This window comes from Photorhabdus viridis, assembly GCF_040256935.1.
GTDB lineage: Bacteria > Pseudomonadota > Gammaproteobacteria > Enterobacterales > Enterobacteriaceae > Photorhabdus > Photorhabdus viridis.
The window spans coordinates 1-23578 of sequence record NZ_JBEJZY010000020.1; the positions used below are offsets into that span (position 1 = coordinate 1).

General features: G+C 42.2%; 22 protein-coding genes. 5 read left to right on the forward strand and 17 right to left on the reverse strand.

What is annotated here, in order from left to right; translation table 11 throughout:
* Window positions 1-40 precede the first annotated feature (40 nt).
* The 17 genes from ABR397_RS10390 to ABR397_RS10470 all read right to left on the reverse strand — a co-directional run bounded on the left by ABR397_RS10390 (window position 41) and on the right by ABR397_RS10470 (window position 14887).
* Window positions 41-250, reverse strand: coding sequence for a contact-dependent growth inhibition system immunity protein (locus tag ABR397_RS10390; RefSeq protein WP_350305690.1), 210 nt, complete (start codon window positions 248-250; stop codon window positions 41-43).
* 44 nt (window positions 251-294) lie between these two features.
* Complete coding sequence (locus ABR397_RS10395) at window positions 295-879, reverse strand: contact-dependent growth inhibition system immunity protein (protein ID WP_350305691.1); 585 nt, start codon at window positions 877-879, stop codon at window positions 295-297.
* Between the two features lie 83 nt (window positions 880-962).
* Entirely contained in the window at window positions 963-1283 is a 321-nt protein-coding gene (locus ABR397_RS10400; protein ID WP_350305692.1) for a contact-dependent growth inhibition system immunity protein, read from the reverse strand.
* A 66-nt stretch (window positions 1284-1349) separates the two neighbouring features.
* Window positions 1350-2210, reverse strand: coding sequence for an RNase A-like domain-containing protein (locus tag ABR397_RS10405; protein ID WP_350305693.1), 861 nt, complete (start codon window positions 2208-2210; stop codon window positions 1350-1352).
* Window positions 2211-2212: 2 nt separating this feature from the next.
* The gene (locus ABR397_RS10410) at window positions 2213-2692 is read right to left on the reverse strand and encodes an Hcp family type VI secretion system effector (protein WP_350305694.1); all 480 of its coding nucleotides are present in this window, start codon (window positions 2690-2692) and stop codon (window positions 2213-2215) included.
* Between the two features lie 389 nt (window positions 2693-3081).
* Window positions 3082-3399, reverse strand: a complete 318-nt coding sequence (locus ABR397_RS10415) for a YjeO family protein (protein ID WP_350305695.1) — start codon at window positions 3397-3399, stop codon at window positions 3082-3084.
* A 575-nt stretch (window positions 3400-3974) separates the two neighbouring features.
* Complete coding sequence (hpaA, locus tag ABR397_RS10420; RefSeq protein WP_350305696.1) at window positions 3975-4865, reverse strand: 4-hydroxyphenylacetate catabolism regulatory protein HpaA; 891 nt, start codon at window positions 4863-4865, stop codon at window positions 3975-3977.
* Between the two features lie 26 nt (window positions 4866-4891).
* The gene (hpaX, locus tag ABR397_RS10425) at window positions 4892-6268 is read right to left on the reverse strand and encodes a 4-hydroxyphenylacetate permease (protein WP_350305697.1); all 1377 of its coding nucleotides are present in this window, start codon (window positions 6266-6268) and stop codon (window positions 4892-4894) included.
* A 98-nt stretch (window positions 6269-6366) separates the two neighbouring features.
* A complete protein-coding gene (gene hpaI, locus ABR397_RS10430) occupies window positions 6367-7173 on the reverse strand; it encodes a 4-hydroxy-2-oxoheptanedioate aldolase (protein ID WP_350305698.1) in 807 nt (268 codons plus the stop codon).
* An 11-nt stretch (window positions 7174-7184) separates the two neighbouring features.
* A complete protein-coding gene (gene hpaH / locus ABR397_RS10435) occupies window positions 7185-7988 on the reverse strand; it encodes a 2-oxo-hept-4-ene-1,7-dioate hydratase (RefSeq protein ID WP_350305699.1) in 804 nt (267 codons plus the stop codon).
* A gap of 4 nt (window positions 7989-7992) precedes the next feature.
* A complete protein-coding gene (locus ABR397_RS10440) occupies window positions 7993-9465 on the reverse strand; it encodes an NAD-dependent succinate-semialdehyde dehydrogenase (protein ID WP_350305700.1) in 1473 nt (490 codons plus the stop codon).
* Window positions 9462-10685, reverse strand: a complete 1224-nt coding sequence (locus tag ABR397_RS10445) for a Bcr/CflA family multidrug efflux MFS transporter (protein ID WP_350305701.1) — start codon at window positions 10683-10685, stop codon at window positions 9462-9464. Before ABR397_RS10445 ends, ABR397_RS10440 begins: the two co-directional genes overlap by 4 nt.
* A 2-nt stretch (window positions 10686-10687) precedes the next feature.
* Window positions 10688-11074, reverse strand: a complete 387-nt coding sequence (locus ABR397_RS10450) for a 5-carboxymethyl-2-hydroxymuconate Delta-isomerase (protein WP_350305702.1) — start codon at window positions 11072-11074, stop codon at window positions 10688-10690.
* Window positions 11075-11087: 13 nt separating this feature from the next.
* The gene (hpaD, locus tag ABR397_RS10455; protein WP_350305703.1) at window positions 11088-11966 is read right to left on the reverse strand and encodes a 3,4-dihydroxyphenylacetate 2,3-dioxygenase; all 879 of its coding nucleotides are present in this window, start codon (window positions 11964-11966) and stop codon (window positions 11088-11090) included.
* Between the two features lie 64 nt (window positions 11967-12030).
* Entirely contained in the window at window positions 12031-13497 is a 1467-nt protein-coding gene (gene hpaE / locus ABR397_RS10460; RefSeq protein ID WP_350305704.1) for a 5-carboxymethyl-2-hydroxymuconate semialdehyde dehydrogenase, read from the reverse strand.
* Complete coding sequence (locus ABR397_RS10465) at window positions 13494-14258, reverse strand: fumarylacetoacetate hydrolase family protein (RefSeq protein ID WP_350305705.1); 765 nt, start codon at window positions 14256-14258, stop codon at window positions 13494-13496. Before ABR397_RS10465 ends, hpaE begins: the two co-directional genes overlap by 4 nt.
* Window positions 14255-14887 carry a fumarylacetoacetate hydrolase family protein gene (locus tag ABR397_RS10470; protein ID WP_350305706.1) on the reverse strand — a complete coding sequence of 211 codons (633 nt, stop codon included), beginning with the start codon at window positions 14885-14887 and terminating at the stop codon, window positions 14255-14257. Before ABR397_RS10470 ends, ABR397_RS10465 begins: the two co-directional genes overlap by 4 nt.
* 383 nt (window positions 14888-15270) lie before the next feature.
* Between ABR397_RS10470 and hpaR the strand changes: the two genes are divergently transcribed.
* The 5 genes from hpaR (at window position 15271) to ABR397_RS10495 (ending at window position 23459) form a co-directional block, all read left to right on the forward strand.
* On the forward strand, window positions 15271-15717 hold the full coding sequence (gene hpaR, locus ABR397_RS10475; protein ID WP_350305707.1) for a homoprotocatechuate degradation operon regulator HpaR: 447 nt from the start codon (window positions 15271-15273) through the stop codon (window positions 15715-15717).
* Window positions 15718-16278: 561 nt separating this feature from the next.
* Window positions 16279-19218, forward strand: coding sequence for a hypothetical protein (locus ABR397_RS10480; RefSeq protein WP_350305708.1), 2940 nt, complete (start codon window positions 16279-16281; stop codon window positions 19216-19218).
* A gap of 342 nt (window positions 19219-19560) precedes the next feature.
* Window positions 19561-20715, forward strand: coding sequence for an Ig-like domain-containing protein (locus ABR397_RS10485; protein ID WP_350305709.1), 1155 nt, complete (start codon window positions 19561-19563; stop codon window positions 20713-20715).
* 265 nt (window positions 20716-20980) lie between these two features.
* A complete protein-coding gene (locus ABR397_RS10490; RefSeq protein ID WP_350305710.1) occupies window positions 20981-22183 on the forward strand; it encodes a hypothetical protein in 1203 nt (400 codons plus the stop codon).
* A 133-nt stretch (window positions 22184-22316) separates the two neighbouring features.
* Window positions 22317-23459: a hypothetical protein gene (locus tag ABR397_RS10495; RefSeq protein ID WP_350305711.1), complete on the forward strand. Its 1143-nt coding sequence runs from the start codon at window positions 22317-22319 to the stop codon at window positions 23457-23459.
* The last annotated feature ends 119 nt before the right edge of the window (window positions 23460-23578 follow it).

Consider the following 23578-nt stretch of genomic DNA (forward strand, 5'->3'; position numbering starts at 1 on the left):
ACCTCTTTGTTTACTGTTGTATTAAAGCAATTTTAATTACTCATCTTTTTTCAGGATGTGCATTTAAAAAACTCTGGGTTCTTTGAGATATATGATTTAAAAATTCAAGTGTTGTGGCATTCCATAATTTAGGGCAGAAACTAGAACTATAATAGAGTACTTGAAAGTTTTTCTCTATATCTCCTGAATTCTGGATAAAAGACTCTATCTCCTTCATTAAAATATCTATAAATGGATACTGTTCGTTCATTAAATTAAACCTATGTGTGTGCTAACTATATAAAAATACTATGGTTAGTTATCGTTATCTAAATGATTTCGTACTCTTTTTGATACATGATTTAGAAAGTCTAAAGCAGTAGTCTCCCATAAATCAGGGTTAAAATCATAACGATACAGTTCTCTGAATTCTTTTTCTAGATCTTTAGAATTATGGATAAAAGACTTGATCTCCTCTAATAATTCTCTTTTCATCCCTTTAGTTGTTGTTTCAAGATAGTCATTTATCGTATCGTCAATCTCTGGACCAGATATTATTTCGCAATCTTGATTAAAATAAGCGCCTATTAAACGGTTTAGTTCCATTTTTTCTCCATTGAATTCTAAATAATCCTGTACTCTTTCTGATACATGATTTAGAAAGTTTAAAGCAGTAATTTCCCATAAATCAGAATTAAAACTATGACAATGCAGTTCTTCGAATTCTCTTTCTACATCTTCGGAATTATGGATAAAGTAATCAATATCTTTTATTAATTCTTTCATAAGCATGGGAGGCTCGCTATTTATATACTCAGTTATTACCTCATCTATTGTTATTTCGCCAAATCTATAACAATCTTGGTTAAAATAAGTGTCGATTAAACGATTGAGTTCCATTTTCTTCTCCATAAATTTTAATTAAATCTTGGGAATACTGTTAATATATAGTATTGTTTGCCGTTAAATTCAGAATGCCTTAATTATTTATCTTTTTCAGTATGTTCGTTTAAAAAAACCTGTGCTCTTTTGGATACATAGTTTAAAAAACCAAGTGCTGTGGCAGTATCCCAAAAATCTGGGTCGAAGTCACTATAGTAGAGAGCGTCAAAGTCTTTCTCTATATCTTTTGAAGTGTTAATAAAAGAGTTAATTTCTTCTATTAATTCTTTTATCATTTCCTGAGTTGCAACATTAAGAAAGCAATCTATGACTTCATCCATAGTTTCTCCATACAATAAGTCATAATCTTGACAAAAATAAGCACCTACTAAGATGTCTAGAAATGGATATTGTCCGTTCATTTTAATTAAACCTTTTATATGTTGGAATGTGTAATCTTAGTCTTTTCAAGTTTGTCTCTGTAAATTCTAATATACTGGAAATGCAGTTAATATATAATAGGGTTGACCATTGTATTCAGAGTACTTTAAAATAACCTTGACTTTATATAATTTGTCTATATATCGTGATCCTCTGGTAATACCAAAACCAATAGAAGTACTTGAAACATATTCAATAGGAGCTGTAATTCCTTCTGGAAGAGCATATTTAGCCCAATTCTCTAGATGTATACTATTTGCTTTTAGAGCTTTTGAAATCACTTGTTCTGCCACATCTTGATTGTAAAAAGTACTTGCTCTAGATATGGTTAATAGCCTCGCTCTCAATTCCTGCTCCGATAACCCAACATGCTTAGCCAAAGTATGACCACCCGGTTTTAATCCAGTCTCTGACTCATGCTCAACTAATTTAATCCTGCCTACCCGAACAGAGGCAACTCTAACAGCTCCCACTATTGAAGCAAATGAAAGCGGTACAGCGATATCAACGGTGAGCCCTATTTCAGACGCGGTGTAATCATCAGCACCAAATTCTTTTGCTAAATCTACCGCCTCGCGATAAGTTTCCGTCATGGTTTCTCTGCCGGTTATTATTTGACTGGCAGAAGCATTCATTACATCAAGACTATGCGCCCCGACAATAACACAGGCCGCTTTAGTGAGTGTTGTCGGGTCGGGTACCAGACAAAGACCGCCGGCACCAATAAGTTCAACCACCCCGGCGGCTAAACCCGCCCCCCCTAATATTCGGTTACTCCAGGTTTCCTCTTCAGTAATGGTATTATCCGACAGAACTGCTGCCAACTGAACCGGCGACAAAACAATGCGTAACCCATTTTCAGATTCTGAATCAACAGCAGCATCAGTCAAATAATTGACGTTATTCATGGTTAATAGATCCTGTCATCCCAGAAGCTGTAAGAACCAGTTGAACAAGCAAGATTGTTCCAGGTGATATTCTTGTAAGTAAAACAGATAACTTCTTGCGGTGTGTCTGAATTATTGTCTTTGGAGTGCGGATAATTGGATTTTATGCTGGATATAAAAGCATAGCCTAGCCTGATAGAATAGTATTTTTCTAACCCTCCGGTTGGCGATGTTCGGTACAATTCAAATAAACATTCCAGTTCTTCATTCTCAGAAAAACACTGCGCCAGTAAAGGAGAAGATTTATCGATAGGCTTTATTATCATGACCGGATGATGAGAAGCATGTTGCTCTCTGGTCATCAAATGTTGAAGAGTGTAAATGAAAATTTCATTTTCATGACCATGCTGGTAATTATTTCCTATGGAGTTTAAGGAGCCGCAGCCTGCGGAGATTAAACCCTGCTTTTTACCTTTCAGTGTTAAATAAATCATGTTTGCCATGTTGATTGCCCCTTACATACTGTTTGTTTTATTCTTCTGTAGGGTGCGTGGAAAAATCAACCAAAAATTTGTAAATTTGGAATAATTTACATTAATAAGGCGGATAGAAAGGAAATATGGCGAAGAAATAGGGTCGATATTATCAATGTCATCAGGTGATTTATCTTTTTATATCATGTTGTTAGTGATAACGAGAGGTTTCTTTCTTCACGATGAGATGTTTATAAAGACATTTTTAATTCTGTGATTTCTATGTGATTTGAATATCAGGAAATACGTGGTTTTCAAATGCCAATATTGTCATAAAATCAAAGTATAAAATGGCGTTTAAACCCGACAGGATATTCAGGTAGCATCTGATAGCTGCTACCTAATTATTTGAAATTATTTTAAATACATACCATTAATCTGATAAAAAACCGCCATATCCAATATCCCAGTAACATAAATGTAATGACATTAAGGGAACGTGATTTGAATCTTTTTTTTGCAGTTGCATAAATTAATGGCGATATAATCAGTAAGCATGTGGGTGCAAATAGATCACGTTTATCATCTATAAGTGCCCTATAAGTTGCACAGATGTTATTTAAATCCTTACCAACTACGTAGTGTTCTTCTTCTAAATAGGACATCAAAAATATAAATAATGCGCAAAAAATGGCATAACTGATATTTAAAGCTAAGGTTATAGCTAATCTGCTCATTCTGACATTCTCATTATTAAATGCATTGTTTTTTCTCTATTTCCACAAATAGTAAAATAGCGCTTTCTCTTTAGTGGGCGTACTTTATTATTAAGTTTCTTTGTGTTGTAAATAAGCCAATTTATGTGCCCATAAATAACTTTGACTAGTTACATCATGTGGACTATCAACGTGCCATTTATAGCACATAAAGAACGTTGCATCAGAACTCAAGGATCCGCATTCATCTGCCGCATAGTAAGGATTTTTCATATGTCATTTCCTTTTCTTGAATAAATTTATCTATATCGGCACTCCGGTCGCCATAACTTATCCTTAATAGTTCTAGTAAGTCATATAACTCCAGTATATTCATAATTTTAATTCTGGGAAGAGATTTTGTAACAAAAATGATTAAATCTGGCGTGAGCTGATAGCAGAAAATATAAAGATTTGAAAAATAGATAGTGTAGTAATCATCACCTCATTTGTAGTTTAAAGTAAAAGTTTCCGGCTGATATTAAAATTTTCAAGTTTCATATTTTTCTTATGGTTAGAATAAAAAGTGCCTATCTTGCTATAAATGGTATTGGTGTTTATGTTTCATGAGTATTTTTTTCCCGCCAAAGACTGGGAGAACAGCCAACTAATCGATTAAAAAAGCGGGCAAAATAGGCGGGATCTTTGAATCCAAGCTGATAAGCAACTTCAAATACCGCGCAATCACTGAAGAGTAATAACCGTTTGGCTTCACGTAGTTGACGGTCGAAAATTAATCGTTTGGGTGGGCGATTGGCAAACCGACGGCACATATCTTTCAATCGCGATTCGGTAATTCCTAGCTTATGGGCATATTCCGGTACGGAAAGATGATTACGATAATAGTTGTCGATTAATTGGTTAAATCGCTGAAATAATCTAATTTCCCCCCGCACCCCATTTACGGGGTGATCATCAAGGGGAATATTGCGCAATAGCAAGGTGAATAGTGCTTGCGCTAAAAATGTCAGTGATTGCGTCCGGCCGATAAAGTTATTGGATGATTCGCGGGCTATTAACGCCCAGTAATGGTTAAAAGCTTCCAGCTCTTCCGGTTTATCTGCGACAGATAAGCAAATCGCCGGAATATCCAGAATATCTTTGTTGACAGGATAGAGGGATTCTAATAGCGGCAATATCAATTCCTGCCGCACGGTAAGTACATATCCGTCACTGTCATCCTGAGTAAAAAAAGCATGAGGAACGGAGGGCGGCGTCAGGATAAACAGCGGCGCTTGTACAGAATAGTGTTGATCGTCCAACTGCAATTCAATATGGCCGGTGATCAAAAAATGAAGTTGGAAGAAACCGTCATGACGATGAGCTTGCATATCACGACCGAAAAATGCAGCCATTCGGCCAAAAGTTTGGTAATGCACATCATCTGTGCCTTGGGTCTCATCATAATCTTTGCTGATATCAATATTGGCAATGATAGGCCCGGTCATGAGGGTTTTCCCTTTATTATTGAAAATTACGTTGTTGCTCTCAGTCTGGAATGTTTCATTGGGATCGCACAAATAATGGCTGCGCCAATGACCAGTAATCCGGCAACAAAATAGAGACCCGTATTAAAGCTCCCTGTCTGATCTTTCAGCCAGCCGATTAATAACGGGCTGACGGCTGAACCTATGTTACCTGTGGCGCTAATAACTGCAATGCCGATCGCTCTGGCGCGTAAGCTGATAGCTTGATCCGGTGTTGTCCAGAAGACCGCCATTGCGGTAAATGAACCGGTTGAAGCCATAATAATCCCAACCAACTGAATGAGACTGTGGTTGGTCAGCGAGGTCAATATCCAACCCATGGCAGCGAACAAATAGGGCAGAGCGGTATGCATTTTACGTTCTTGTAACCGGTCTGAACGGCGGCTCCAGTAAACCATCCCGATAATGGTACAAAACTGAGGAATGGCGGTCAGAACGCCGATCATGATGTTACTGCTGCCCTGATTGAAGCTTTGCACAATCTGTGGCGTCCAGATATTAATCGCGCTTAGTGTGTTGGTCAGGCAGAAATAGGACAGGGTATACATCAGCATGATCGGCGTGAAAATCTCACGCCATATACTGCGTTTTTGCATGGCCTGATGAGTTGATGAGCCTGCCGGTTGAACCGGAGCAGGTTGGTCGTTATCCATCATCTCTTGTAAGCATTTTTTATCTTCATCTGTCAGCCACTTGGCCCGCTTTGGTGAATCATCAAGATAGAACCAAACAATAACTCCCAGTAATACCGAAGGAAAACCTTCCAGCAGGAATAGCCATTGCCAGCCGTGAAGGTTCAGAAGGCCATCCATTGCCAGAATATAGCCGGAAGCCAGAGAGCCAAACGCCATGGTCACCGGCATTGCCACCATAAACAGCGCATTGGCGCGGGCGCGATAGTAAGCCGGGAACCAGTAAGTCAGATAGAACAGGATACCCGGTACGAAACCCGCTTCGGCGATACCGACCAGCATACGCAAAATGTACAGACTGGTTGGTCCGGTGGCGAACATGGTGGCCGTGGAGGAGATCCCCCAGAGCACCATGATCGTAGCTATCCAGCGTCGCGCTCCGACAATACTGAGCATGATATTGCTGGGAATGCCGAAGATGACATAAGTGACATAGAACAGGGTTGCTGCCAGACCGAACATCGTCGCATTTAGTCCAAGATCTTTGCCCATGGTCAGGCCGGCAAACCCGATATTAATTCGATCCAGAAACGAGAATACAAATAAGACGAACAGGAAAATGATCAGGCGACGGAATAGCTTGTTAATGACGGATTGCTGTTGCGCCGTTAGCTGTTTATGTTGACCCGCCGGAAGATCCGGCTGTTGCGCGGCAGTGGATGAATCGCTCATTGTCATTTTCCTTAATTTACTGTTTTATGCGTATTACGTTGTTTAGGAAATAAAAAGCTTATCGGGTAAATCAGTTGTTAATACTGTGATTGCTGAGATTAATAAACACTGGATGTAGGTGCTGCCGGAAGGTCTTTACCGGCGCCAAACCGTGCCGCCAGCGCTTCTGCCGCACGAGCCAGCAAAGTCGTATCAATGCCGACAGCAACAAACAACGCACCGAGTTTCAGGTAGTGCTCGGCAACATCGGGTGCTGACATCAGAATGCCTGGCGCTTTACCCGCCGCTTTGATTTGAGCGATAGCCTGCTCAATCGCCGCTTTCACTTCGGGGTGATGGGGATTATTGGTAAAACCCATATCGGAGCTTAGATCCGCTGGGCCGATAAAAACACCATCCACACCGTCTACTTTAAGAATCTCCGGCAAGTTACGTAGTGCTTCACGGGTTTCTACCTGAACCAAAACGCATATCTCATCGTTGGCACGATGCAGGTAATCAGGAATCCGGTTCCAGTGGGAAGCTCTTGCCAGAGCACTGCCCACGCCACGAATGCCCTCTGGCGGGTAACGAGTGGCACGAACCGCTTCGTAAGCCTGCTCGGCGTTTTGTATCATGGGTATGAGTAAGGTTTGGGCGCCCACATCCAGTAACTGCTTGATGATCACCAGATCATTCCAGGGAGAGCGTACAACGGGATGGCTTGGATAAGGTGCGATTGCTTGTAATTGGCTCAGAATAGTCTGAACGTTGTTCGGCGCATGTTCACCATCGATCAATAGCCAGTCGAAACCGGCTCCGGCCACTAATTCTGCACTGTAGGGGCTGCAAAGCCCCAGCCATAAACCGATTTGTGGATGGCCTGCTTTTAACGCCTGCTTAAATGTGTTGGTTAATCGATCCATATTTTCCCCCCTTAAACGAAACGGCAACTGATGGAACCGAGTGGACCGTAATCCACATGGAAAGTATCCCCTTTACGTGCCGGAACCGGGCGGGTAAAAGATCCGCCAAGGATGATTTGCCCCGCTTCAAGTTGAACACCATGTGGCGCCAGTTTGTTTGCTAGCCATGCAACACCGTTAGCGGGATGATTAAGTACCGCTGCGGCGACGCCGGATTCTTCAATCACGCCATTGCGATAGAGCAAGGCGCTGATCCAGCGCAGATCAAACTCGTCTGGCTTAATCGGGCGGCCACCCATAATTACACCGCCGTTGGCGGCATTGTCAGAAATCGTATCGAACACTTTGCGCGGGCGTTGGGTTTCCGGATCGATGTTGTGGCAACGGGCGTCGATCAATTCCAGCGCCGGAATGACATAATCGGTTGCATTGTAAACATCAAACAGGGTGCAATTCGGGCCACGCAGCGGTTTTGCCAGTATGAATGCCAGTTCGACTTCAAGACGGGGCACAATAAAGCGGTCGCATGGAATATCGCTGCCATCAGGGAAAAACATATCATCCAGCAGAGCGCCGTAGTCTGGCTCGCTGATTTGTGAACTGGCTTGCATGGCTTTGGAGGTCAGGCCAATTTTGTGGCCTTTGAGTACGCGGCCTTCCGCAATTTTCAAATTCACCCATTCACGCTGAATGGCATAAGCGTCGTCAATAGTGATTTCAGGGTGATCCAACGAGATCTGGCGTATTTGCTCACGGCTTTTCTCTGCCTGATGCAGACGGTGTGCAACCTGTGATACGACTTCTTTCTGTAACATGCGGTTAAACTCCTGTGTCCTCTATGCCGCCAAAGCAGAGATATTTCACTTCCAAATAATCTTCGATGCCGTAACGTGAACCTTCGCGCCCTAGCCCCGATTGTTTAATGCCGCCAAATGGAGCCGCCTCATTAGAAATCAAACCTTCATTGATGCCGACCATACCGCTCTCCAGCGCTTCAGCCACACGGTAGATCCGGCCGATATCACGGGAATAAAAATAAGCCGCCAGGCCGAATTCAGTATTATTTGCCAGATGAATGGCTTCTGCTTCATCACGGAATTTGAAGAGTGGTGCGATAGGCCCGAATGTTTCCTCACGGGAGATAAGCATGGATTCAGTGACGTCAACCAGCACGGTAGGTTCGAAGAATAAGCCGCCCAGAGCATGTGGTTTGCCGCCAGCCAGTATGCGTGCGCCATGAGAAACGGCATCACTGAGGTGTTCTTGCACTTTATCGACAGCTGCCTGATTGATCAGCGGGCCTTGCTGTGATTTGACGTCGCTGGCTGGACCAACCTGCAATGCATTGACTGCTTGTGCCAGACGTTCTGCGAAGGTGTCATAAATGGTTTCCTGAACCAGAATACGGTTAGCGCAAACACATGTTTGACCGCTGTTGCGGAATTTAGCGGTAAGTGCGCCCTGTACAGCAGCATCAATATCCGCGTCATCGAAAACGATAAATGGCGCATTGCCGCCCAATTCCAGTGACAACTTTTTCACGGTATCGGCGCTTTGGGCCATCAGTAATTTACCGACGCCCGTTGAGCCGGTAAACGAGAGTTTACGCACAATCGGGCTTTGGGTCATAACACCGCCGATAGCCTTAGCCTCTTTTCCTGTGACAACATTCAGTACGCCAGCAGGGATGCCTGCTTGTTCAGCCAGCGCGGCTAAAGCCAGAGCTGAAAGTGGGGTTTCTGCGGCGGGTTTCAGTACCACAGTGCAGCCTGCCGCCAGTGCCGGGCCAACTTTGCGGGCGATCATGGCATTAGGGAAGTTCCACGGTGTAATAGCAGCGACAACGCCGATAGGTTGTTTGATCGTGATGATCCGGCGACCGGGCAGCGGGCTTGGGATCGTTTCACCGTAGGTACGTTTGCCTTCTTCCGCAAACCATTCGATGAAACTGGCGCCATAAGCGATCTCTCCCAGCGCTTCCGCCTGCGGTTTCCCTTGCTCCAGACTCAACAATTCTGCCAGAGCCTGTTGATTCTCCATCATTAACCGAAACCAGCGTTGCAGAAGTTGGCTGCGTTGTTTGGCGGTCATTGCTTTCCAGGCAGGCAAGGCTTGTTGAGCGGCGGCAATTGCCCGTTCTGTTTCCGCCGCGCCCATATTACTGACGTGTGCAATAACGTCGCCATTTGCTGGGTTAGTCACCTTAAACGTGACTTTGTTATCGGCATCGATCCATTGCCCATTGATATAAGCCTGTTGGCGCAATAGTTCTGTATTCACATTATTTGTCATTGTTTTTTTTCTCCTGAAAACACTTGGATGAGTGGCGTCTGTTGGTGAGAAGTTGCCAGTAGCTGGCATAACCAACTCAACCCGGCGCAAACGGCCATCACAAGGGCCATAGCAAAAGGGGTTTCATCTTGCAATAAAGAGACGGCAACGCTGGCAAGCGCCGCCATCGCGAATTGCGAAGAGATAGCGAGTGCGCTAGCGCTGCCGGCAAGTTGACCGCGATATTGAAGCAATAGGGAGAGGCCGTTAGTACCAATGGCATTAACCAGCGAGATTACCAACATGACCAAAATAACGATCACAGTCAGATTTTGCTGATAAAAAATAACCAGCAAAATACCAAACAGTAATTGAGCACTGGTTTGGATAAATAACAGACCAGAAGGGCTATAAAATTTTAGTAACCAAACATTGATCAGCACCATCACTATCATGCCCAGTGCATTACAGCCGAACAGTAATCCGTAGTAGTTCGCCGGAACCTGAAAATAATTGATATAGACGAAAGGCGAACCGCTGATAAAAGCGAACATGGCGGCGCAAGTGAATGCCAATGTGCCGATAGTTGCCATTGCTTCACGGTCAGCCAGCAATTTGCCGTAGTTTTTAAACGCGGTGATAAGTTTTCCACCGTCATTATTGGCAGGCAGCGTTTCCGGCAACAGAAATAATAATAATAACCCACTGATACAACCGACCAGCGTCAGCAAAATAAATATGGCTTGCCAGTTGAAATAGGTTAACAGTAAGCCACCGAGTAAGGGGGCGATAAGTGGCGCTATCATCGTCACCAGTGTCATTAATGACAGCACCCGGGGTAATTCCGCTGGGCGATAGATATCACGGGCAATGGCTCGGGCCATAACAACCGCTGCGCCACTGCCAAATGCCTGTAATGCACGCAGTAAAATCAAATGTTCAACTTGCGTCACCTGTGTACACGCCATACTGGCGACAACGAATAACACCATGCCGCTGAGCAACAGTTTTCTGCGTCCTAAACGGTCGCTCAATGGGCCATATAACAGCATGCCAATGCAAAAACCAGCGAAAAACGCGCCGAGAGTATATTGCATTTGCCCTTGTGTTGCCTGCAATTGCCTTGCCATTTCCGGCAAGGCTGGCAGGTACATATCAATCGACAAAGGCCCGAATGCCGCCAGCACACCCAATAACGGGATCAGCCAGCGCGGGGGATGTTGATTAAAGGGCTTCGGCATCACTATTCCTTACGAAACAAAGCGTGAACATTGTTTTGTTTGTAGTTCAGTACTGGGTCCAATTCTTCCATCGAAAAAGAGAGGGCGAGGTAACGCTGCGCCATCAGTGAGGCAAAATGTTCTTTGATCAGGCTGAACAGCATCTCGCCAACCTGTTGACGGCTTTCAAGGCTGCGCCCGGCGCCGATTTTCAGCGTCATATGGACGAAAGCGTAATCATGTTGACCGTCAGCCATGTGCCAGGTATCCAGCCAGACAGCACGGCTGCGTATTCCGGCTAATGGGAAAATACCGGTATCCGCCAGTGCTTGATTCACTTTGGCGAACAGTGCTGGCAGATTGGCTTGTTCACGGATATTTTCCGTACATTCAGCATAAAAATGTGGCATAAGTGACTCCAAATCAGGCTGTGGCTTGCTCATCGGTAATGTCATCAGGCAACGGGAATACCGCGTTGACTTGCCCGGTGCCGGAACTGGGGAACAGTTCGGTCAGGAATTCCACCTTACCGTCATATTTATCCCAACCGAGCAGGCCCAGCAGCATCACGGTATCGTGCATATTGCCTTCGCCGTAGCAGTAATCCGCATATTCCGGCAGCATCTTGCAGAACTCTTTGAATTTGCCCTCTTTCCAAAGCTGTACCACCCGGCGATCCATCTGTTCATCAAATTCGCGGGTGTAGCTGTTCATGCCCTCTTCTGCGCGCTGATCATCAATAAAGCGGTGAGAAAGAGAGCCGCTAGCCAGTACAGCAACTGTGCCGTCATATTTCTCAATGGCTTTCAGAATGGCTTCCCCAAGACGACGACTGTCTTCAAAAGCATGAACAGTACAGAACGCGGAGATAGAAATGACTTTAAAATGTCGGTCACTATTCATGTAACGCATTGGCACCAGCGTGCCGTATTCCAGTGTCAGGCTTGGGATTTCATGCGCCTGAGCACGAACCCCCATATTGCGCGCCTCTTCCGCGATCATTTGTCCCAATGCAGGGTTTCCGTCATATTCATAGCTCATATCGCGAATGAAATGTGGCAATTCATTACTGGTGTAAATACCGGAGAAATGGTCGGCGCAATTGATGTGATAGGCGCTGTTCACCAGCCAGTGGGTATCAAATACGATAATCGTATCGACACCCATTTCACGGCAACGACGACTGATCTCTTTGTGCCCGTCAATGGCTCCCTGACGGCAACCATGATGTTTTCCCGGCAGTTCAGAAAGATACATTGATGGCACATGTGTAATTTTGGCCGCTAACGCTAACTTACCCATAAAATCCTCATTTGATATCAGGACGGCGAACCGGAGTTCGCCGTGGTTAACGCTGATGAAACCGTTATACCCCCCAACGCGGGATGGGATGATCCCCCATAGAGATACAGACGTTCTTCATCTCTGCAAACACTTCAAAACTGTATTCACCGCCTTCACGACCGGTACCGGAGGCTTTCACCCCACCGAATGGCTGGCGCAGGTCGCGGACGTTCTGGGTGTTGACGAATACCATTCCGGCTTCGATATTACGGGCCAGACGCAATACCTTGCTGACATCCTGAGTCCAGATGTAAGAAGCCAGACCATATTCCACGTCATTTGCCAGACGCAGGCCTTCTGCTTCATCTTTGAATGGCAACAGGCACGCAACAGGGCCGAAGATCTCTTCCTGCGCAATGCGCATTCGGTTATCGACATCCGCCAGAACTGTGGGACGCAGGAAGTTGCCGCCTTTCAGACGCTCCGGCAAATCAGTGGGTTTATCTGGGCCGCCGGCCAGCAACGTTGCCCCTTCTTCAATGCCCAGACGAATGTAACCGGAGACTTTTTCCCAATGCTGTTTGCTGATAAGCGCGCCAACCTGCGTGCCGGGATCTTGTGGATCGCCAACCCGCAGACGATTCGCACGTTCAGCAAAACGTTGCACAAACTCAGGGTAGATGCTTTCTTGAATAAAAATGCGTGAACCGGCAGTACAACGTTCGCCATTGATAGAGAAAATGGTGAACAGAGCGGCATCCAGCGCACGTTCAATATCAGCGTCTTCGAAGATCAGAACCGGCGATTTACCGCCCAGCTCCATGGAGTATTTTTTCAGGCCGGCATTTTTCATGATCTGGCGGCCGGTTGCGGTACCGCCGGTAAAAGAGACCGCCCGAACATCGTGATGTTTCACTAATGCATCACCGGCAGTAGCGCCGTATCCTTGCACTACGTTTAAAACACCGGCAGGGATGCCGGCTTCCAGCGCCAGTTCTCCCAGACGGTTTGCGGTTAATGGGGAGAGTTCTGACATTTTCAGCACAGCAGTGTTTCCCAGCGCCAAACAGGGTGCAACTTTCCAGGTCGCGGTCATAAATGGCACATTCCACGGCGAAATCAGCGCACAAACACCGACTGGCTGCACCAGCGTATAGTTGAGCATCTTATCGTCAACCGGATAGGTCCGGCCGTTCATTTGCTGACAAATCTCAGCAAAGAAGTTGAAGTTGTGAGAAGCGCGTGGGATCAGGACATTTTGCGTTTGATGAATAGGCAAACCGGTGTCTTTGGTCTCCATTGCCGCGATTTCAGGCACATTCTCATCAATTAGCTCACCCAAACGGCGCATCAGGCGTGCACGTTCTTTCATCGGCAGATCAGCCCATTTGGGGAAAGCTTCTTTTGCCGCGGCTACCGCTTGATCAATCTCTTCCTGACCACCGGAAGCCACTTCAGCCAGCTCTTCACCGCTAGCCGGGTTGGTGGTTACAAAATACTCTTTACTGCTGACGTTTTTGCCGTTGATCCAATGATTAATCATCGTCATGACAGGCTATCCTCATATTCTTTCTGGCTGACAATATGGTTGACCAGACGTCCAACGCCTTCAACCTCAACAATAACTTCATCTCCCGGTACGACATCAGACAACCCTTTGGGTGTCCCGGTGGCGATCATGTCTCCCGGTTGCAGCGTCATAAAGTCGCTCAGATAGGCGATCAGGAAGGGGATATCGAAGATCAGATCGGCGGTGGCGCCGCGCTGACGCAATTCACCATTGACCCAGGTGCTTAATGTCAGATTATGCGGATCCGAGACATCTTCTTTATCAATGATCCACGGGCCGATGGGGGTCAGGGTGTCGCGGCTTTTTACCCGGAGGTTAGGGCGATAATAGTTTTCCAGATAGTCACGGATCGCGTAGTCGTTACAAACGGTGTATCCGGCAACGTAATCCATCGCCCGTTCTTTAGCGACTTTATGGGCGGTTTTGCCGATGACAACCACCAACTCGGATTCATAGTGCATGTATTCCACATTATCCGGGCGAACGGAAACCTGACGATGGCCGATCAGCGTATTGGAGGCCTTGATAAAAACCAGTGGTTCTTCCGGCGGCTTAAATTCAAGTTCAGTGGCGTGATCAGCGTAGTTCAGACCGAGGGCAAACAGGGTTCCGTCGGCGGGTGGCAGCCATTGGACGGATTCGCTGCTGACTTTGCTGCCATCCGGCAGGCAGACATTTTCCTGATCATCAACCGTCACATTCAGATCCTGGCCCTGATAACGAACTCTTGCGTGTTTCATGCGTTTTCTCCTGCTTGCACAACCTGATTCTCCAGCGATGGGAAACCTGCTGCCCGAATAACCACATTGTCGCCTGGTTTGATGGAAACCCGTTGATGCGGAGTACCAAGCAGGATCACATCACCTTCTTTCAGGGTGGCGAAATCACTTAATGCTGCGACTAACTCCGTTGCTGAACGCACTAGATCGGTTGTTGACCAGCGATCAACTTCCTGACCATTGATTTCAGTAATGATATCCAGAGCATCAATTGATTCAGGATGAGTCATTTGACCTATAGGGCAAAAACCATCACGACATTTCGCTTTAATGGCCGGGCGATAGAATGCCGTTTCAGGTAGGCTGACTTCATTGGCTAATGCATAACCTGCGATATATTCGGCTGCGTTTTCAGCGGCAACTTTACGGGCGGTTTTACCTATCACCAGCGCCAGTGTTGCGCCGCTCTGAACCTCTTCCCCCGCAGGATGCGGAATAGCATCACCGGAGGTGATAACGGTATTCCGCGGTTTGATAAACCATACCGGGGTTTTAGGCAGAGTGTTATAAGGTGCTTGCTGAAATGAGTCATGCCAGAAATCAACCTGGCTCTGATGGTTGAGGGTTACGGCGAAGACAGTGCCTTTCATTAACGACTCCTCTGAGCTTAAACAGACAGCTTTAAGATGTATTTATTAATATATTAATAAACCACAAATCAACTTGTTGCAATATGTTAATGTAATTGTTAATTTTAATTGTGATCTCAGTAACAATATCTTTGCTAAATTTGTTTTTTATCATTATTAATCAACATATTAATATTTTTCCAAATAAAATTATTACTATTGTATTAACTTTTTATTGACCTTGTTTTCAGGGTTTATTTTTGTTTACTTATTAATATTTTTATGATTTTTTCTTTGAGGTTGATGGAGTGACGTGCTAGTCTTTTTACTGTGGTTATAGTGACATAGACGCTCTCGACAGAGAGTAAATCAGTGATTAACTAAGATGAGAGCCTTCATTACCCATGCATGAATCTCTGACAATTGCATTACTTCAGGCGCGGGAAACTGCGATGGGTTTTTTCCGCCCAATCCTTAAGAGTCATAATTTGACTGAACAGCAGTGGCGTATTATTCGCGTGCTGTCTGATAGCCGGTCAATTGATTTTTATGATTTATCCTGCCAGACCTGTATTCTTCGTCCAAGTCTGACCGGGATACTGACTCGCATGGAACGTGATGGATTGATCTTTCGTCTTAAACCGATGAATGACCAGCGCAAACTTTATGTTTCTTTGACGCAGGATGGTCAGAAACTTTATGAAAAGGCGAAAGAACAGGTGGAACAGGGATATCAGGCCATTGAAAAAGCCTTTTCGCCGGAGAAGATGGTTCAGCTTTCAGCGTTGTTGGAGGAGTTAATTGCTGTTGGTAAGAGCTCAGCGGTAAGTGTGGATAAAGAAGCGAAATAAATAAAAGCCTTATTCAAATAAATTTATTGGGTAAGGCTGGTTTTTTTTCATAATGATAATTATTTTATTTTTAGTAATATACATTCGGGATGATATCAATTTGTAAATATTTAAGCTTGGCGAATAACTCTCCATATTCTTTCTTGTCATTCAGTTTTTAATTTAAATTTTGATAAGCTTTAGTTATGGAAAACTTCACTTCAATGGTTGGTTAATGCCCAATTTTTGAGACATATTTCACATATTATAACTAAAGCAGAGGCAATATTTATTAATTCTTCTATTTTAATATTAGTGCATTATGCATTTTCATTCAGGAAAATAGATATATCAGTTGCAGGATGAGTGCTACGAATTCTTAGTGGTTAACTATCTATTTTGGTTATATTATTTTATATTTTCAGATAGAAAATTACTGTTCTGTTTGATAAATGATCCATGCATTTAAAAATGCTCTTATCTCTAAGTATATTTTCTTCAATTAATTACCTGTTGCTATATATAAATTAGAATTAACTATAATAGAGTGAACTAATTGCTACTCAAGAGAATGGTGAAATAATGCTTATAACAATGATAGAACCAACGGTTAGCAGAATAATTCACGATAATTCAGGGATCGATATCGTTGTTAGAGTGACGGATAATGACGGTAACGTATTGCCTGAGGAAAAAATGCAATGGATGATGATTAGTGCTGTGGGCCAATTGAAAGTGGGGGGAACAGTCAGCGATCATCAAGGTATTTCACGTAATCATTTCAATTTAGTTTTAGCAAATTATGTTGTTGAGAAAGAAAGCCTGCTAATTGAAACATCTGATGGCTGCATACATGTTGTGGGTGAGTTGAATATCGTTGTTCCTGCCCATGGTTCCTCTGAGAATAAGGATTTGATTGTTTTCCATCCGGTATCTCCCCATATTGTGACGAGAAGGCCAACTGTTCCAGGGGCGTTTATCGCTGGGCAAAATACATTGACGATCGCTTATCCTGCCGACGGTGCTCATCTTCCCTATAATGCCCGTACCATTTGTTGGGCCTCGTATGTCGATGGTAATGGCATTGGCATCCCTAATTGTGACATAAATGTGAGTACATCTGGATATCTGTCGGTGCCGAATGTTAGTGAAAGCACCAAGCTGAAAACGGATGACAAGGGATGGCTCTGTTTGTGGTTGGGACAGTTTCCAACTAGTCTTATGAATACGTCTGGGTTTACCGATGAATTTCTTGGTGGAATAAAACTTACCGCAGCTGGTACTCAGGATTCGGATAGTAAAACGTTTAATATCAGTAAGCAATGGGGAGGTCGGCAATATTCTATGCCATTTAAATGGGAAACTGTTTTATCAGGAAATACGGAATATGCTCCTTTGGCTCGTAAAGGACGGTACGTTAATTTAACAAAAAATCCGATGGCTTATAGAAAATTAATCTATATTCCGAATAATCAAACTCAAACTCAAATCTATGATCTGATAACAGATATAAATGGTGAGTATATTTCCGTATTTACCCTTCCTGACCCTGTTTCTTCACCTGATACACCGAGCAGTGCCAAATACTTCTACTCTCGTACCATTTTAGGCGATAACACGGTGGATGATGATCGCTATGGGGTTATACTAGGTTCTTTGTTGAAAGGATCCCCTTTTTCTCCTAACGGAACTCTGACTCTTTCTTGTCCTAATACTACAATAATAACTAAACATACACCGTATACTATTGAAGCTACTTATACGCCGCTATCGGGTTCTCGCAGGGTGCCAATCGTATGGAGTTGTACTTCCCAGGATGTCGCTTTTGAAAGAACAGAAACGTGGACAGATGCTACTACAGGCATTACCCGTAATATAATCACCGGTGGTGGGAACAGTTTCGTTTATGATGCAGGGATCATTGTCGTCACACCGGATAAGGATAATCAGGTGGCTAATGGCACAGTAGTGGTACGCTTTAAAGATCCAGGACCGATACCTTCTTTCTCTGGGAAAATTACCTTAGATTCCCCAGAGGGTAACAGATTGCCAGTCAGAAAATTGCACCGCATTTATGCTCAATGGAAGAAATATGACGGTGAAAAAGTTACCGAACAGCCCATTGAATGGAGTGCTGATCCAGCAACCAAAATCACGTTTTCTCCTCTATTTCCTACGGTAACGGATAAAGATGGTCGATGTTTCGTCGATATTATTTGTGATGTTATCGAAGACGATCTGACAGTGGTTATTTCTGCACAGGGAAGCAATTGGGATATTGACCAATATGATGTCTCTTCATTATCGCTTGTTTTTGAAGCCGAACTATCCCCGTCGAAAGTGAATAAAATAACAGGCATTACAATAGACAAGCAGTTGGCGGATAACCTTCCAAAAAGCCAACCTGTTATTGGAGAAAAGATACCCGCTAGCCAGCTTATTCAGGTTACAGCAACTGTTGTGAATAATAAGGGTGATGCTCAATCAGGAGCAATAGTTCAATTCAGAACGATGGCTAATGTAAGTAATATGCACATTTTTGATAAAAACAAGAAGGAGATAATACCTAGTCCTAAGGATGATGTGAATACATTTAAAATAAACACGGATGGTAAAGGAAAAGCGATAATTTATATGGCTTCGCCGATTAAAATAATTACCAATATTTCCGCTTCATTGACATTGCCAAAGGAGAGTGGTTCGCCGGAGTATGAACAAACATTGGTGTTTTGCACTTTTGACGATAGCGGTACTTTGCCTGCACCGGAACTGCTTACCGATGAACATGGAAGGGTGGAGATTAAATCTGAAGTCTATTCGGTGAAGGCATTTACTGAAGAAAAACCATCTAAACCTGATTATTGGTGTGCAGCGTGGCTATATGGAAAAGTTGACGGCTATTTGGATGATGCTCTTAAAGGCAGACTGATAAATGTTTTTCCAGTACAGAAAAATAGCCCAGTGACTTTTGATGTACCTTATCAATGGATGGATACGAAAAATAAGTATGGTAACCAATTAGCATATTTGCTTTATGAAAATAACGGTAGTTCTAAGCTGTCTAAAAAATTAGTTTTTCCTGCAACTGGTGCAGCGACTGCAATGCCAGATATTGATGAACCTGGAGAAGAGGGTTATTGCAAAGTAGTGTACTTATATGATGAGTCGGCGACGTTGCTGACAAATAATGATTTGAATAAGTACGGTAATATTTTAGAATTTTATATTCCTCGCTACCCTGATTGTAACACTAATGATAAGCTGGAAATTAATATTTATTTGAATGGTTGGGACTTAAACGGCATTAATCCTCGTCATAAGCAAATACAGCAAGTAAAGTATCTTAAAGAATTGGTTAGCAAAAAAGGCCAGTATACTTTTTTCATATCAAAGGATCAGGTAGCTGGTTTTGGTATTAGTTATAAAAAAGAATTTGGCAATATGTTTATCCGGTATAAAGTGAATGATGAATATTTGTCTATGATATATATAGTAAAAATAGATTTTTCGGATATATTATGAAAAAGAGCCGTAGAACTTAATGAATGGCGAGTTTTTTATGATACACGTAAAATGAAAGTTTTGACTATATTCTCCACAGATGACAATGGTCGGATAGGATATATTGATTTAATAGTGTAATAATAGGTAATAGAAAATTAAAAATGTTTCTATATAAGTTAGATATAAATTTATGGGATTATTAGGAATGATCCTATTGGTAGAAGGAGGTTTGATAAATAGCTATTATCTGGCTTTTTATCTTACGGTTGTAATGGTAGTGCTGACAGTCATAGTGATAATTTAAATATATTACTTAAGCACATTGATATTTCTGACATATAGATATTTATGGAGTAAATAATGAATATAACAGATCTTCATATAGACAAGCAATTAGCAGATAATATTCAGAATGATAAAATACAATCAATTCCACCTGGTAATCAATATATTCGGGTTGTAGTTACTGTTAAGGATAATAACGGTAAGCCTGCTCTATCTGGAGTACCGATTTACTGGGAGACAACGGTTAATACAAGTGATATGGTTATTTTTAATGACCAAGGTATCAAAATAAAGCCTAAGACTAATGTGTTTGAAACAAATACGAATAGTTGGGGACAGGCAGTTATTTATATTTCTTCGTGGGTGAAAATAATTACTAGTATCTCCGTGGCATTACAAAAGGGCAAAAGTCCAGAGTATACCCAAACGTTGGTGTTTTGTAATTTTGATGATAATGGTACTTTGGCGCAACCGGAACTGCCTACCGATGAGCATGGAAGGGTATCAATTAGACCTGAAGTCTATTCGGTGAAGGCATCTACTGGACAAAAACCACCTAAACCTGATTACTGGTGTGCGGCGTGGTTATATGGAACAGTTGAAGGCTATTTAAATAAGAACATTATTCAAGGCAAATTGATAAATGTTCTTCCAGTACAGCAACATAGTCCAGTGACTCTTGATGTGCCTTATCAATGGATGGATACGAAAAATAAGTATGGTAACCAATTAGCATATTTGCTTTATGAAACTAACGGTAGTTCTCAGATGTCTAAAAAATTAGTTTTTTCTGCAAGTGGTGGTGCGACTGCGATGCCAGATATTAACGATAATGGTAATGAAGATTATGGTAAAGTAGTATATTACTATGATAAATCGGCAACTTTGCTAACAACGGATGATTTAAACGCGCACGGTGATTTAAAATTTATTATCCCTGCTTATCATAATCACGACCGTAATGATAATTTGAAGATTAGCGTTTATCTGAACGGCTGGGACTCGGATGATGTTCACAACCATGCGCAGCATAATTTGGAATACCGTTTAAGTCAGATTATGGGAGATAGCACCTTCTCTATATCGAGAGAGCAGCTGGTTGGTTTCGGAGCTAGTGATGAAGGCACCCTTGGAACGATGTATATCCGGTATATGGTGAATAATAATGATGATGGTGACAGTTTGTCTATGATATATAAAGTAGATATAAATTTTTCGGATGCAGAGTGAGAAAAAACCGTAGAATTTAATGAGTAATTAGCCTGTCGAAATTTTATTATTGGGTATCATGGTTTTTTTTCATGGTACGCGCAAGGTGACAGTTCGTCTACTGGTAAATTTTAACTTAGAAGGTAATTAAAAGGTGGGGTTTTTTAACTTCGCCTTTTTAAGGTCTTTGTTAAATGCTTGTGTTTTTATTAATTTTTTTTGTAATTAAATGGAAGTTACCTAACTACGTTATTATTTCTAGTGTATAGATATTTTGGGAGTAAAAATGAACAAAATAATAGGTATTACAGTAGATAAACAGTTGGCGGATAATTTGCCAAAAGACTTATCTATTGTTGGCGATAAGATACCAGATAACCAGAGTATTCAGGTTACGGCTACTGTTATGAATGATAACGATGATGTGCAATCTGGAGTCATCGTCTACTTTAGAATGTCAGTTAATTTAAGCTACATTTGTATTTTAGATGAAAACAAAAGGGCCATACAACCTGACTCGAATGTATTTACAGTAACCACAAATGATGATGGTGAAGCAATCATTTATATTGCTTCATCGGATAAAATAATTACTCATCTTACTGCAACACTGATCATATCAGAGGAGGATGAATCTCCAAATGATGAACAAACGCTGGTGTTTTGCACTTTTGATGATAGTGGAACCTTGGATATAGCGGAATTGACTCTCGATCAGCATGGCAGGGTGCATATTGAACCTGATGTCTATTCAGTGGAGGCAAGCAGTACGCAAGTGATACCTGGTCCTAATTATTGGTGCGCGACGTGGCTGTATGGAAAAACTGATGGTTATCTGGATGATGATATTAAAGGCCGAATAATAGATGCCTTTTCAATAACGCAAAATAATTCGGTAAGTTTTAATGTGCCTTGTCAATGGATGGATACCAGACATGGACATCGTAATCAACTGGCATATTTGCTTTATGAGGTTAACGGAGAAGGCAGGCTATCTAAAAAATGGTCTTTTTTGGCAACGGGTGTTGCTACTGCTATGCCGGATATTAACGGATTAGTAAATAAGGACTCAGTAAGTACGGGTTATTGTGAAGTAGGATACTTATATAGTGAGTCAAAGGGTTTGCTACTGACAGATGATGATTTAAACGCACACGATGATAACTTAGCGTTTTATATTCCTTCCTATCCTGGTCTTATTAGAGCTATCGATAAGCTAGAAATTAATATTTATCTGAGTGGTTGGGATTCAGAAGGAGTTAATGTCCGTAATAAGCAAATCCAGAAAAAAATGAGATTCAAAGACTTAAGTCGTAGATCTGGTAAACATGTTTTCTATATATCGAAGCAGGATGTGGCTGGTTTTGGTAGTAGTTATGAAGGAGAGCCCGGAAAGATGTTTATTCAATATCAAGTGAATGGTAGGTATTTATCTAAGCCATATCAAATAGATATAAACTTTGAGGACATATCATTAAGAGAGATCTAGAATTTAATGAGTGGTAAATTTATTGATATTTTACTATTGGATATCACGCAATGTATTTCGTGATATCCTAAAAATGAAAGATTCATATACAGATAAATATGCAGCAGATAGCGTAGTTAATCTGGAGTGAGAAATGAACAAAATAGCAGGCATTACAATAGATAAGCAGCTGGCAGATAATATTTCGGGGAGTCAATCAGAACCACAGGAAACCCAGCGAATTCAGGTTACGGTCACTGTTATGAATGGCAACACTGCGGCTCAATCTGGAATAACAGTTTACTGGAATACAACGGTTAATTTTAGCAATATGCTCATCTTTGATGAAAGTATGAATCGTATATTACCTCTACCTGGTCAGGTGAATACGTTTACAACAATTACGAATGGTTGGGGGAATACTATAATTTATATTGCCTCTTCGATTAAAATAATTACCAATATCACAGCCTCATTGATATTACCAGAGGAAGGGGAATCTCCAGATTATGAACAAACGCTGGTGTTTTGCACTTTCGATCATAGTGGTACTTTTACAAGTCCAAAACTGCCTAAGCCTGGAACTTTAAATATTCTATCTTCTCATTATTCGGTGGAAGCAACTGGTGGGATAGTATCTGGCCCTAATTATTGGTGCGCGGCGTGGCTGTATGGCAAAACTGACGGTTATCTGGATGATGCAATTAAAGGTCGATTGATAGATGTCTTTCCGGTAAATAAGGATGCTCAAGTTTGTTTTAAGGTACCTTATCAATGGTTGGATACGAAAAATCAATCTGGTAATCAATTGGCATATTTTCTTCATAGCATTAATGGTAATCCAATTCTGTCTAAAAAATTGTATTTTTCTGCGATTGGTACCGCTACTGCAATGCCGGATATTGATGAATCAGGAGATCAGGAATATAAGAAAGTAGAATATTTATATACTCCGGCAGTCAGTGGATATCTGACAAATAATGATTTAAACGCGCACGGCGATATTTTAGACTTCTATATTTCTCCCTATCCTGATTTCAACAATAATGATAAGTTGGAGATTAATATTTATCTGAATGGATGTGACTCAAATGGAGTTAATAACCGCCATAGTCAAATCCAGAAAATAAAAAATCTCGGCGATTTAGTTTGGAAAAATAATCAGCGTACTTTCTCTATATTGAAGGATGAGGTAACTGATTTTCGCAAAGGAGATATGTTTATTCGATATGAAGTGAATGATTATTATCTGTCTATGGTGTATCGAGTAAAAATAGAATTTTCGGATATATCATAAAAAGGCGATATAGCGTTTGATGGGAAGGTTGTTGATATTTTATTATAATATCTACCTGCTTATTCAGCAGGTTTTTACCAAATATTGTAGAAGATGTAATTATCTAGGTAAAAACCCAA